The organism is Sorangium sp. So ce836 (assembly GCF_028553905.1).
Classification (GTDB): domain Bacteria; phylum Myxococcota_A; class Polyangia; order Polyangiales; family Polyangiaceae; genus Sorangium; species Sorangium cellulosum_D.
Window position 1 is genome coordinate 4,342,430 of record NZ_CP102233.1, and the last position, 12,000, is coordinate 4,354,429.

Annotated in this window: 11 protein-coding genes; 3 read left to right on the top strand and 8 right to left on the bottom strand. The window is 73.3% G+C overall.

The features are described from left to right. Positions 1 to 86 precede the first annotated feature (86 nt). On the top strand, positions 87 to 1,343 hold the full coding sequence (locus tag NQZ70_RS16025) for a pyridoxal phosphate-dependent aminotransferase (protein WP_237245343.1): 1,257 nt from the start codon (positions 87 to 89) through the stop codon (positions 1,341 to 1,343). On the opposite strand, the gene NQZ70_RS16030 is transcribed toward NQZ70_RS16025, so the two are convergent. From NQZ70_RS16030 to NQZ70_RS16045, 4 genes are all read right to left on the bottom strand, one after another. Then, the gene (locus NQZ70_RS16030) at positions 1,330 to 3,054 is read right to left on the bottom strand and encodes a L,D-transpeptidase (protein ID WP_129574982.1); all 1,725 of its coding nucleotides are present in this window, start codon (positions 3,052 to 3,054) and stop codon (positions 1,330 to 1,332) included. The two genes, NQZ70_RS16025 and NQZ70_RS16030, sit on opposite strands and share 14 nt — an antisense overlap. A 75-nt stretch (positions 3,055 to 3,129) precedes the next feature. Continuing rightward, positions 3,130 to 3,288 (bottom strand): hypothetical protein, encoded by a 159-nt coding sequence (locus NQZ70_RS16035; protein WP_165373982.1) that lies wholly within the window; start codon positions 3,286 to 3,288, stop codon positions 3,130 to 3,132. A gap of 174 nt (positions 3,289 to 3,462) precedes the next feature. Then, positions 3,463 to 4,197: an AgmX/PglI C-terminal domain-containing protein gene (locus NQZ70_RS16040; RefSeq protein WP_129574983.1), complete on the bottom strand. Its 735-nt coding sequence runs from the start codon at positions 4,195 to 4,197 to the stop codon at positions 3,463 to 3,465. 87 nt (positions 4,198 to 4,284) lie between these two features. Further along, positions 4,285 to 5,121, bottom strand: a complete 837-nt coding sequence (locus NQZ70_RS16045) for a metallophosphoesterase (RefSeq protein WP_165373983.1) — start codon at positions 5,119 to 5,121, stop codon at positions 4,285 to 4,287. Between the two features lie 229 nt (positions 5,122 to 5,350). Here NQZ70_RS16045 and NQZ70_RS16050 point away from each other — a divergent pair, with 229 nt between their 5' ends. Beyond that, positions 5,351 to 6,874: a mechanosensitive ion channel family protein gene (locus NQZ70_RS16050; RefSeq protein WP_165373984.1), complete on the top strand. Its 1,524-nt coding sequence runs from the start codon at positions 5,351 to 5,353 to the stop codon at positions 6,872 to 6,874. Positions 6,875 to 6,913: 39 nt separating this feature from the next. Here NQZ70_RS16050 and NQZ70_RS16055 read toward each other — a convergent pair whose 3' ends face one another. Both NQZ70_RS16055 and NQZ70_RS16060 read right to left on the bottom strand, forming a co-directional pair. Then, on the bottom strand, positions 6,914 to 8,914 hold the full coding sequence (locus NQZ70_RS16055) for a DUF1565 domain-containing protein (RefSeq protein ID WP_129574985.1): 2,001 nt from the start codon (positions 8,912 to 8,914) through the stop codon (positions 6,914 to 6,916). 256 nt (positions 8,915 to 9,170) lie between these two features. Further along, a complete protein-coding gene (locus tag NQZ70_RS16060; protein WP_207217864.1) occupies positions 9,171 to 9,572 on the bottom strand; it encodes a hypothetical protein in 402 nt (133 codons plus the stop codon). Between the two features lie 495 nt (positions 9,573 to 10,067). Here NQZ70_RS16060 and NQZ70_RS16065 point away from each other — a divergent pair, with 495 nt between their 5' ends. After that, the gene (locus NQZ70_RS16065; protein ID WP_129574986.1) at positions 10,068 to 10,439 is read left to right on the top strand and encodes a hypothetical protein; all 372 of its coding nucleotides are present in this window, start codon (positions 10,068 to 10,070) and stop codon (positions 10,437 to 10,439) included. A 159-nt stretch (positions 10,440 to 10,598) separates the two neighbouring features. On the opposite strand, the gene NQZ70_RS16070 is transcribed toward NQZ70_RS16065, so the two are convergent. Together NQZ70_RS16070 and NQZ70_RS16075 are read right to left on the bottom strand one after the other, a co-directional pair. Continuing rightward, positions 10,599 to 11,042 carry a hypothetical protein gene (locus NQZ70_RS16070; RefSeq protein ID WP_129574987.1) on the bottom strand — a complete coding sequence of 148 codons (444 nt, stop codon included), beginning with the start codon at positions 11,040 to 11,042 and terminating at the stop codon, positions 10,599 to 10,601. Between the two features lie 227 nt (positions 11,043 to 11,269). Continuing rightward, positions 11,270 to 11,989, bottom strand: coding sequence for a hypothetical protein (locus NQZ70_RS16075; RefSeq protein WP_129574988.1), 720 nt, complete (start codon positions 11,987 to 11,989; stop codon positions 11,270 to 11,272). Positions 11,990 to 12,000: the final 11 nt, after the last annotated feature.

Genomic DNA, 12,000 nt, shown 5'->3' on the forward strand with positions numbered 1-12,000 from the left:
CGTCCGGCGCGGCCCATGTCACCGTGGCCGGGCGGCACGACAGGGCAGACCACGACGACGATGGATCAGGGACCATGGAGAGACGGGTGAGCGCAGATCGACCTTCCACGGAAGAGGCGGACGCGGGGCGCGCGCCCGCGCCGAGGCCGCTCCGGTTCGCGGCGCGCACGGGGTGGGATCTCTCGGAGAACCGGCTCGCGTCCGTCCTCGTCGAGGCCCGCCGGGCAGGGCGCTCGCTGGTCGACTTCACCGAGTCGAACCCGACGCGCTGCGGGATCGTCGAGACGGCGCCGCTCATCGCGCGCCTGGGCGAGCCGCGCGGCTCCACGTACGCGCCGCTGCCGCTCGGCGACCCCGCCGCGCGCGCCGCGGTGTCGCGGTACTACAGCGAGCGCGGGATCGACGTGGATCCGGCGGGCGTCGTGCTGACGGCGAGCACCAGCGAGGCGTACGGCTGGCTGCTCAAGCTGCTCGCCGAGCGCGGCGACGACGTGCTCGTCCCGGTGCCGTCGTACCCGCTCCTCGAGTACCTCGCCTGCCTGGAGGACGTCGCGCTCACGCCGTACCCGCTCCTCAAGGAGGAGGGGTGGCGCATCGACCTCGGCGCGCTGGAGCGCGCCGCCGGCGAGCGGACGCGCGGGGTGGTGCTCGTCCACCCGAACAACCCGACCGGCTCCTTCGTGCGCCGCGACGACGCCGCGGCGCTCGAGGCGTGCGCCCGGGATCGCGGCCTCGCGCTGATCGTCGACGAGGTCTTCGGCGACTACGCGCACGGAGACCTCTCCCCGGACCGCCTGCCGAGCTTCGCCGGCCGGCGGCAGGCGCTGACCTTCGTGTTGAGCGGGCTGTCCAAGGTGATGGCCTTGCCGCAGCTCAAGCTCGGCTGGATCGCGGTCTCGGGGCCGCCGGAGCTCGCCGCCGCGGCGGTGGAGCGGCTCGAGATCATCGCCGATACCTACCTCTCGGTCGGCACCCCGGTGCAGCTCGCGCTGCCGGAGATCCTCGCCGCGCGGGCGCCCGTCCAGCGCGCGATCCTGTCGCGCGTGCAGGCGAACCTGGCGGCGCTCGACGCGGCGATCGCGGCGCGCGCCGGGGGCGCGGTCCGGCGGCTGCCGATCGACGGCGGGTGGTACGCGACGCTGGAGGTCCCGCGCGTGCACGACGAGGACGGCTGGGTCGAGCTGCTCGTGCGCGACGAGGGGATCATCGTCCACCCCGGCTACTTCTTCGACATGCCGCGCGACGGCTTCCTCGTGGTCGGACTGCTGCTCGAGCCGGAGGCGTTCGCGGAGGCCGCGCCGCGGCTCGTGGACCGGATGGCGCGCGCGATCAGCGGTGAATGAGGACGACCGTGGAGCGGCCGGCGTCGCGAGAGGCGCGCAGGCCGTGCCACCCGTCCGGGACCGGCGGGTCGGTCCAGGCGAACATCTGCTTCGCGTCGATGGGGGAGAGGTTGACGCAGCCGCCGCTCTTCAGCTCGCCCCAGGCGTCGTGCCAGTACGCGCCGTGCAGCGCGTGGGGGCCGTGGAAGTTCTGCACGAACTGCACCTCGGAGTGGACGATGCTGTCGTTCGAGCTCGACACCATCGTCGCCGTCACGAACTTCCCGTCGATGCGGAAGCGCCCCGTCGGCGTCGCCGCGGTCTCGATGGCGGGGATGCCCTTCCGCGGGACGCCGCCGCGCCCCGGCGAGATCAGCGTGGCGAAGACCGGGGTGAGCTCTTCGTAGGCGACGAACCAGCCGCCGAGCACGCTGATCTCGATCCACTTGCGCGGCGGCGACGAGGGATCGTTCTCGCCCTCGAGCGGCGAGCGCTTCGCCGCCTCGATCACCACGGCGTCGTCGGCGAGCACGTAGACCCCCGGATCCTGCGTCTCGAGGAACCGCGCGCCGTCCTCGACCTCGGCGCGGCCCGTGAGCCCGACCGAGGCGAGCCGCGCGAACGACGCGCCCGTGGGCTCGAAGCGGCCGCCGGCGCCCCGCTGGTACTTCGGCCGATCGGTCTTGCGGAAGAACGCGAGCGGGAGCGAACGCCCGTCCTTCAGCCACACGCCCTGGAAGCTCGAGCGCGGGTAGGGCTTCAGCCGATCCTTCGGCATGTACGTCTGGTCCGAGGTCACGACCCAGGTCCGGTCCTGCGCGTCGAACGCCCGGGTGAACGCCACCGTCGAGCCGTTCACGATCCGGTCGCGCGCCTCGCGCACGAGGTCGCCGAAGGGAAACAGCGCCGGGGCGGAGACGCCCGCGGGCTTCAGATCGACGCCCACGAGCGCCTCGTCGATCTCCCGGATAGCTTCGTCGCTCAACCCCTCGGCGGCGCGCACCTTCGCGACGCTCGCGAGGTGCGCCTCGAGGTCCCACTCGGAGCGCCGCTGCTCCTTCGCGGTCGGGAGCCGCGGGTAGCGCGGCGCGCCGGTCGACTCCGCGTAGTCGTAGGGCCACGGCGAGTCGATCTTCGGCGCGTGCGGCCGCAACGCGACCACGACCGGGTCGCTCGGGTCGACCGTGGCGCTGGCGCCGGCGCAGATGTAGCCCCGCGGCTCGACGGCGTACCACGCGTCGCAGCCCTCCCCCGGCGTCCGCGCGGCCTCGACGCTGCCGCCGCGGAGCGCGACGGACCCGCCGAGGCCCAGGTAACCGCTCCAGCCCCGCGTCGGGTACGGGCCGGGGTTGATCCAGGCAAACCGCGCCTTCGAATAGATGCGCGCGCCCTCCTTCGTCGCGCTCGCCGGCGTCGCTCCGTCCTCCGCCTGGACCGGGGCCGGCGCGTTCGCGACGTGCGCCGCCTCGACGACCGCGGCGCGCGGCGCGTCGGCCTCGACGACCGCGGCGCGCGGCGCGTCGGCCTCGACGACCGCGGCGCGCGGCGCGTCGGCTTCGGCGGGGGCGCGGCGCGCGTCGGCTTCGGCTTCGGCAGGGACGCGCGGCACATCGGCCTCGAGCGAGGCCGGCGTCGCCGCGGCGGGGCTCTCTTCCGAGCAAGCGGCGGCGCCCCCCGACGCGATCGCGCACGTCAGGGCCGCGAGGAGCAAGGAGGACGGTGAGCTAGCCATGCAAGCCGGAGAGACTACTTGCCGGAAGCCACCGCGGACAAGCCAGCGGCGCCCGCCCGTCCCGCGAGAACCGCCCTACAGCCTGCCGAGCACGGCCACCACGAGCAGGATCACCCCGACGAACGCCGCGGTGAGCATCATCAGCCTCATCAGCCGCGGCTTCAGCCACTTCCACAGGACGAGGCGAGCCACCTTCCACAAGAGCGCCAGGATCTGCCAGAGGACCTTGCCCACGACCGGAGCGTAGCGCAGTCCCGCGGGGCGCGCCGCCCAGCAAGGGCGGGAGATTTCGCGCCCAGTGGACAGCGCCAGCGGCCGTCCTCCACGCCCGACCGGGCCGGGATCCGGCGGCTTTCGGCGCGACCGCCGGCGCCGGCACGGCGTGCGAGCAGCCGGCAGCGAGCGGCGTCAGTCGATGTCGACGCTCACCTTCGACGCGTAGCTGCCGGGGGAGGGGAAGGTGATCTCGCGGAGCGCGCCGGCGACACACTCGGCCGCCTCCTCGCCCCGTTCGTCGGCGCTGGAGACGCCCACGCTGAGCGGCCTGCCGTCGGTGTCGATGTAGAGCGTCGCCTTGAGCTGGGTGCCGCCCGCCTGGCTCCGGCACGACGCGAGCGCCGGCCGCGCCTTCTTGTACGGCGTCCCGAGCTGGTCGGGCGTCCACGGCACCGGCGGGCGCTCGTCGCTGCTCGGCTCGAAGGTGAAGCTGTTCTCCGCCAGGCCCTCTCCGCCGACGGGCTTCGGCCACTTCGTCGCCTTCAGGACCTTGAGCATGCACGCCTCGGTCTCGCGATCGCCGAGCGTCGAGTCCTTCACGAACGCCCAGCGCGCCGTGCCCTCCTCGGTCACCCGGACCTTGAAGCGGATCTCGCCGCCGAGATAGGGGATCCGCTCGACGCCCTTCTGGTAGCAGCGCGAGAGCCGCAGAGAGGCGCGCTCGAACGCCGCCTGCACCTTCTCCTCGTTCATGCCGCCGATCTCGGACCGCGAGCTCATCGTCGGACGCGACGCCTCGACAGGCTCGGCGTCGCGCATCACCGGCGCCGCAGGCGTGGGCTCGGCGCCGCCGCAGCCCGGGAGGGCCGCGAACGCCGAGACAGCAACGAGGGTGACCGTGCCCCTGAGCAAGACAAAGGATTTCATGATCCGGCGAGGACTCTATACGAGCCACGTCTCCGGCGAAAAGAGGGCGGTGAGGGGCGATCGCGCCTCCAGTGCATGTGAGAGATTCTACGCCAACGCGAACGTCGACGCGCCGCTCCGGACCCGCGTGCGCTCCGAGAGAAGGCGCCCGTAACGCACACGGTAGAACCGCAGCGGAGAAGGTCCGTCCACGAGCGCCTGCGCGCAGAAGATGCGAGGGGGCGCGCCGGAGCGCACGGGCGCGTCGTGTTCCCGGTGCGTGTGGCCGTGGATCACGTGGAGGTGATCGTGCTCGTGGAGCAGCGCCATGAGCTCGGAGCTGTTGATGAGGCCGTCCAGCCACTGCATCGCGCCGATCGGGTGCGGGAGCGGCGGGTGGTGCTGGGCGAGCACGAGCGCGTCGCCCGAGCGGCGCGTCTCGGCGGCGAGCGCGGCGACGCGCGCGAGCTCGCGGTCCGCGATCGCCCCCGCCGAGCGGGTCACCGGCTGCATCATGGCCGTCGATACCGCCGTGACGGCGGCCCCCGGGAGGGCGACCACCGCCCCTCGCCCGCTGGTGGCCGCGAAGGGGCGGAGACAGCCTTCCAGGGCGCGCTCCCACGCGTCGCCCCCGCCATACGCGTCGTGGTTGCCAGGCACCAGCGTGACGCGAGCCGGGTCCCAGCCGCTCTCCGAGAGCACCGCGGCGAGCACCTCGAACTGGGCGGGCGTCCCGTCTTCGGTGAGGTCGCCGGTGAGCACCAGGTGGTCCGCCCCGCTCCGCCACGCCTCGACGAGCGCGGCGAGCGCGCGGCGGCGGCGCTGCGCGGCGTCGATGGGGCGGCCGAAGCTCAGATAACGAAGCCGCCACCGCTCGGCGCCGCGGCGGCGGTCGTGATCCGCCTCGAGGAGATGAAAGTCCGTGAGGTGAGCGATCGTCGTCATCGGCGCGATCGTGAGGCCCGACCGACGTCGTTCCGGCGACATCGACGCGAGCTCTCGGCGACGCCATCCGCCGCAGCGCGGGGCGCCCCGGCGCGCGCCCGGCGATCGCGGCGGCCTCGGCAGGCGACGCGCGCCGCAGGCGCAGCCGATGAGGGGCGCCGTGACGGTCCCGAAGCCCGCGCGCGACGCGATTGTGACAGGGGCAGGCGGAGCTCTACCATCGGCCGCCATGCGCGGCGCCGCAACCATCTCGGACGTGCTCGTGCGGATCGCGTCGTCGGGCGCCATCGGCATCGGGATCGCCGCCGCGCTGCTCCTCGCGCTGCGGCTGCTGATGCCGAGAGTCCAGCGCGGGAAGCTGCGCCTGCCGGTCGCGCTGCTCGTCCTCCACGTGGCGGCGCTGCTCGCCCGGATCCCGCTCGATCCGGCGTCGTCGCTTCGCGTGACGCTCTCGGTCGTCGCGCTCTTCCTGCTCCTGACCGCGCTCGGTCGCGCCGCCTTCCTCCTCGTCGTCGACCTGATCCTCGGCGTGCGCCTCGGGCGGCCGCTCTCCAGGATCATCCACGACATCATCCAGGGGCTCGTCTACGCGGGCGTCGCGCTCATCACGCTCCGCGCGGCCGGGGTCGAGCCGGGATCGCTGCTCACCACCTCGGCGCTGCTCACCGCGGTGATCGGCCTCTCGCTCCAGGAGACGCTCGGGAACCTGTTCGCCGGGCTCGCGATCCAGGCGCAGCGGCCGTTCGAGGTGGGGGACTGGATCCAGATCGACCCGGATCCGAGGCTCATCGGCCGGGTCATCGAGATCAACTGGCGCGCGACCACGGTCCTCACGAACGATCAGATCGAGCTCACGATCCCGAACGGCACGCTCGCGAAGAGCACGATCCGGAACTTCACGAAGCCCACCGCCATCGCGCGGCGCACGATCGAGGTGCGGGGCCCCTACGAGGTGTCGCCGCGGCTCGTGGAGCAGGCGCTGCTCGGCGCCGTGGCCTCGGCGCCCGGGGTGCTGCTCGCGCCGCCGCCGTTCGTGCTCGCCGCGAGGTTCGACGAGAGCAGCATCGGTTATCAGGTCTGCTTCTTCATCGAAGACTTCGCCCGCCGCGATCGCGTCGACTCGGACGTTCGTCAGCGGATCTGGTACGCGTTCCACCGCGAGGGCATCGCGGTCCCGTTCCCCACCCGCGTCGTCCGGATGGCCGAGGCGCCGTCCGAGTCGCAGGCGCGCAGCGAGGCCGACGAGCGGCAGCGCCGCCTGCAGTCGCTGCGCGTCGTCGACTTCCTCGCCGCGCTCCCCCCGCCGCTCCTCGACCGGCTCGCGACGCTGTCGAAGACGTGCAGCTACATGACCGGAGAGATCGTGATCCGGCAGGGGGCCGCGGGGCACGAGCTCTTCATCGTGCAGTCGGGCGAGGTCTCGGTCGTCGTGGGGCGCGAGGGCGGCAGCACGGCCGAGGTGGCGCGCCTCGGCCCGGGTAAGTTCTTCGGCGAGATGTCGCTGATGACCGGGGAGCCGCGCAGCGCGACCATCCAGGCGGTGAGCGATTGCGAGCTCGTGAAGGTCGACAAGGAGGCCTTCCACGAGATCCTCGCGGCGGCGCCCGACATCGCCGAGAAGATCACGGAGGTGCTGGCCGCGCGGCAGTCGGCGCTCGACGAGAGCGTGTCGGTGCGCCGCGCCCGCGCCGGCGCCGAGGAGGCCAAGACGACCGCGCTCCTCGAGAAAATTCGTCAGTTCTTCTCGGTGTAGCTACACGGCGGGGGGCGCGCTGCGTCCAGCGGGCGCGCGTCACGGGGCGGGCGCGGCGCTGCTCGGGACGGGGAGGGCGCCCTCGGTGACGTGATCGCTCTCCTGGTTGTCCTCGAAGGTGTTGTCCTGCGACAGCTCCGGCGCCCGCGTGCCCTGCACGACCAGGCCGAACCGGTTGCCCGTGGAGCGAGAGTGCGCGAGCGCGCCGTCGCTGTCGCCGAAGAGCAGCCCGGCGCGCGCGCAGCCCTCCACCTGCACCGAGCGCACCTGCGCCTTCGAACGGAGGACGAGGAGCCCATCGCCCAGGTCCGAAACCGACTCCATCTGCCCGCCGACGCTCAGCGTGGAGAACGTCCCGCTCTCGACCCCCTGGATGATCGTGTCTTCCACCGTGCTCGGCGCGGCGAGCAGCAGCATGCCCGCCACGCGGCTCTCCAGCACCGCCGACCGCTGGACGACGATCCGCGCCGACCCGGCGCTCAGCAGGCCGACGCCGCCGGTGCCGTCGCGCTCCTCCGGCCGCGTTCCCTCGATGAGGCTCTCCGTGAGCTCGAGCTCCGCGCCCTGGGACGCGGCGATGCCCGCAACATGGGCCCCCAGGACGATCGTCGACGCCAGCGTGGCGCGCGCGCCGTGCACCAGCACGCCAGCCGCGCGATCCCGATGGATCGGGCGCGCGCGCGTGCCCGCGACGACCACGCCCCTGGCGGAGAACGTCCCGCCCGACACGACCAGGCCCGCGTCGCCGGCCTGGCGCACGGCGCTCGACGACAGCGAGAGCGCGCCGCCCCGCTGCTCGACGGCGTACCCGAGGCGGCCCGCCTCCGCGGCGGCCGCGCCCTGGAAGAGGGTGCCGGACACCTCGACCGCCGTGCCGGCGCCCGCGACGACGAGCTGCGCGTCGCACGCGCCGGACAGCACGCTGCCCTCGAGCGTCGCGCGAGCGCCCTGCTCCACGACCACGTCGCCGGCCTCCAGCGCCCCCTCGGGGGGAGCGGCGAAGAGGGCGCGCGTCGCGGCAAGCTCCGCGGAGGCGCCCGTCACCAGCGCGCCCAGGCGGTGGTGGACGAGGGCGCTCGCGTCGAGCTGCAGCGCGCCCGATTCCAGGATCACGCCGACCGAGTCGGTCGTTGCCGCCTGCTGGTCGGTGATCTCCAGGAGGTTGCCCTCGGCGACCACCCCCTCCGCGTCGGAGGTGATGCGCAGGTGGACCGTGCCGTCGATCAACGCGCTCTCGGTGAGCCGCGCCCGCGCCCCGGACATGACCAGCACGCTCGTCCACTGATCGCCCGTGCCCTCGCCCGCCCACGACGCCTGGACCAGGCTGCGCGATAGCTCGAGGCTCGCGCCGGGGAGCGCGACCACGACGCCGCTGCCGCTCTCGCCCGTCACGCGGACGTCGCGCACCGAGACCTCCGCCGCCTGGACGAACACCCCGATGGACGGGCTGATCACGCTCACGCCGCGCACGCCGGCGCCCTCGACGTCATGAATCCAGACCGCGCTGACGTTGCCGCTCGGATCGCTCTGCTCGCCCCGGAGCACGACCCGGGAGGCGCACCGCCCGACCAGCTCGATGGGCTTCGAGATCTCGACCGGCTCGTCGTACTCGCCCTCGGCCAGGACGACGCGGCCGTCCGCCTGCACCGCCGAGAGCGCCTCCGCCAGCGTCGTGAACGGCCTGTCTCGCGACCCGTCGCCGCCCCCACCCGCGTAGCTCGGATCGACATGGATGTCGCCGGGCGCCTCGGCGACTTGGCCCCACGGCCCCGAGCCGCAACCGTCTGGGCCGTCGATGGAGATACACCCCTTCTGCGGGACCGCGAACGTCCCTTCCGGGCACTTGGCCATCGTGGGATGACAGCCGCCGCCCTCCACGAACTCCGCTGCACACCCGGGGATCCCGACGTCGACGCAGCCCCCGTCGAACGCCGGGACGGCCCCGGGCGAGCACCGCTCGAGCGCGGGACGGCAGAACCCGTCCTCGCCGACCAAATCGCCGGTACATCCCTGGACGCCCACGGAGATACACCCGCTCATGCCGCGGAGTTGCCCCGGCGCACACGGGGGCTCGCCGGCGTCGTCCCGCGGGACGTACGTAGACGGCGGGAGCTCGGTGTCCTCGCAACCGAGGAGCGACGCGGCGCACAGGCTGACAGTGAAAGAGAAGAGACACAGGAGCGCTGAGAGTCCAAGCTTCGCGCACAACACCCCATCAACGTAGCAGATTGAATCGAGGCGGATGCCGGCGAAGCGCGCTTTTCCTCGTCGTCCGCGGCCGCTCGAGGCCGGACATTCACGGGCGCGACCCGGACAGCTGCACGTCGGCTCGCGCGAAGGCGCGCTCGAAGCGCTCGTGTGCGGCGGCCGACTCCTCTTCCCTGCCCTGTGCGCGCAGGCTCTGCTCGAGGCCCGAGAGGGACCAGCCGTTGTCGGGATTACGGGCCAGATCCTCGCGATAAGCCGCCTCGGTGTCGCGCGGCCGACCCGCTGTGAGGAGCGCCGCCCCGAGCGTGTGGCGGACCGGCTCGGGCCAGTCCGGCGGCTCGAAATAGCGCAGCGTGTCCTCGACGCGGACGGCCGCCTGGAGCATGCGGACGGCGGCGCCGGCCTGGCCGCGCTCCGAGGCGATCTGGCTCTCCAGCACGAGCGAGGCGATCTCGAGCAGGTCCTTCGCGCGGTTCCTGCGCAGGTCCATGAGCGCCTCGGCGAAGAGGGCGCTGGCGTCGAGATCGTCGGGGAAGCGGCGCGCCGGGGTGATGGAGCGAGCCGATGTCCTCGAACAGCGGGACGCGCTCGGCGAAAGGCGTCCCCGCGCCCTCGTGGCCCGGCGGCGGCTCCGCTCCGGGCGTGGCGGGACGTGGCGCCGCGCCGCACGCCGCGAGGGCGGCGCAGGCGCAGAGGTAGGGCAGGCGGAAGGGCGCGGGTCGCGCTGTCATGGGCACCTCGCTGGAGCCCGGGTCGCCGCGGGCTCCGACGGCTCGACATCCCCTCGCGGGGTCGCATGGCCTCGGGGCCGCCCTCCGGGCGCGAGCGCGGAGGTCGAGCCGAGCGACGGTCATGCATGCGCGATTCCCGCCGGCAGGGAAGGCAGCGCACACACGACATGCCGTGCGCCCGGGCCGATGTCGCGCCCGCGGCGTCGGCGCGGTGCGCGATGGACGGACGGCGCGACTTGCGGCAACCTCGAGGCATGACGACGTGCAGGGATGAAGCTCTTCGCTGGGTTCACCGCTACGCGATCGGCGGCGCCGCGTTCGCCGCGCTCCCGCTCCCGATCTCGACGTCCGCCGGGCTCGTCGCGATCGAGACCCACATGATGACGATGATCGGCGAGATCTACGGCGAGAGCGTCGGCTCCGTGGCGACGACCGCCGCCGGCGGGAGCTTCGCCATCCTCGGGCGAGGCTTGAAAGTCCTCGCCACGCGGGCGGTCGGCTTCGTCCCCTTGGTCGGACCCGCCATCAAGATGGGGATCGCCGGGCTCACGATCGAGGCGATCGGCCGCGGCGTCGTGGGGCACTTCGAGCGGAAGTACCCGGGCAAGGCCTTCGGCAAGGCGTGAGCCGTCCGCGCGCGAGCGCCGCGCGAGGGCGATGCGCGCGCTCGGCAGGGCGGCGCGCGCCGCACGGGAGCCGCGCGCGGCGCGCAGCAGGCCGGCGCGCCGCGCGCAGCTCACGGGAGCGGCGCGCGAGGCGCCGACGCGCGCCGCTGTCGATGTCCGTCAGCTCCCGCAGCCGGTGCAGGCGAGCGGGCAGGTCCCATTCTCCGGCTGCTGGCAGTGCAGGTCGGGCGCCTCGGCGTTGGTCCCGTAGTCGCAGCAGATCGCGCCGCCGAGGCAGCACTGCACCCCGCAGCAGATGCCCTCTTCGCACCCGAAGTTCGGATCGCAGGGATCCTTGCACTCGCCCTGGATGCACGCCTGCTCGTCGGGGCAGCGCGTGCCGCACGTTCCGCAGTTGTGCGGATCGTTGGCCAGGTTGACGCAGGCCGGTCCACAGCACGAGAGCCCGGCGTCGCACGTGCACGCCACGCCCCCCGCGCCGCCCTCGCCGCCGGCGCTCGTCGTGGAGACGGTGGTGGTGGTGGTCGTCGTCGTCCCGGCCGCTCCGCCCTCGCCCCCGCCGGAGGAGCTCGATACGGTGACGTAGATCGGCAGAACGTTCACGGTGCCCGGGTCAGCTTCACATCCAGCAACGGCGAACAATGCGGTCAACGACACCAATGCGGTCACCCGATGACTGGGCATGAGCACCTCCAAGCCGATCATGACACTACCACGGAGGGTCGCGGTCACACGAGAGCCATGGCGCAGCACGCTCGGCGCGCCGCATGCGCCGCGTCGTGCGGCACGGGCCGCGTGCGACGCAGGCGAACGCGGCAGCGCCTGCGACATCAGGGGTTGATGAGCTTGCACTCCGACAAGAGCCCCGTGTACCAGTCATCCGTCCTGTCGAGCCAAGCGCCCTCGCTGGACCAGCGGATGCCGGGCTTCTTCATCTTGCCTTCGACGGTGTAGGTGCACTTCACCGCGAACCGTGCGGACGGCAGCTTGCCCGTGAGGGCGGGCTCGCTCCAGAGGCCGGAGGCGAGGAACTGGACGCGGTCGGTCGTCGTGTAAGGACGGAGCAGCTTCTTGTCGTCCGCGTCACCCTTGGACCAGCCCTTGGTGGGCGACTCGAACGCGCAGTGCCGGCCGCTGATCTCCTCGGCCGACCAGCAGGCGAGATCCTTGATGTCGCTGGACACGAGGGTGACCTCGACCTGCGCCTTGTCGCCCGGCTTCCACTTCGGACCGGCCGCGCCGGGCGCGGGCTCGCGCCCGAAATAGGCGAACGCCGCGGCCAGGCCGCCGATGATGATCAGGAACAAGATCATGCTCTTGCCGAGCGAGCCGCCCTGCGGCTGGGCGGCCGCGCGAGGCCGCGCCCCGGGCTTCTTGCCCGCCGGGCGCCGCGCGGCGCCCGCCGGCTTCGCAGGGCGCGAGGCCCTCGCGGGGGCCGCTGCGTCGGCGCGGCCCTCGCCGTCCTCCCTGCTGGTGTCCTGCGCGTCGGCCTCGCCGGAAGGTGCGTCGTCCGTGTCGGGGCGGTCTTTGTCTTCGGAGCTCGTAGCCATCGCGGCGCTTT

Bases quoted from the DNA above. Each gene is read 5' to 3' on its own strand.
- NQZ70_RS16030 (WP_129574982.1), bottom strand. From the start codon at position 3,054: ATGGCTAGCTCACCGTCCTCCTTGCTCCTCGCGGCCCTGACGTGCGCG.
- NQZ70_RS16040 (WP_129574983.1), bottom strand. From the start codon at position 4,197: ATGAAATCCTTTGTCTTGCTCAGGGGCACGGTCACCCTCGTTGCTGTC.
- NQZ70_RS16045 (WP_165373983.1), bottom strand. From the start codon at position 5,121: ATGACGACGATCGCTCACCTCACGGACTTTCATCTCCTCGAGGCGGAT.
- NQZ70_RS16050 (WP_165373984.1), top strand. From the start codon at position 5,351: ATGCGCGGCGCCGCAACCATCTCGGACGTGCTCGTGCGGATCGCGTCG.
- NQZ70_RS16055 (WP_129574985.1), bottom strand. From the start codon at position 8,914: ATGAGCGGGTGTATCTCCGTGGGCGTCCAGGGATGTACCGGCGATTTG.
- NQZ70_RS16060 (WP_207217864.1), bottom strand. From the start codon at position 9,572: ATGGACCTGCGCAGGAACCGCGCGAAGGACCTGCTCGAGATCGCCTCG.
- NQZ70_RS16065 (WP_129574986.1), top strand. From the start codon at position 10,068: ATGACGACGTGCAGGGATGAAGCTCTTCGCTGGGTTCACCGCTACGCG.
- NQZ70_RS16075 (WP_129574988.1), bottom strand. From the start codon at position 11,989: ATGGCTACGAGCTCCGAAGACAAAGACCGCCCCGACACGGACGACGCA.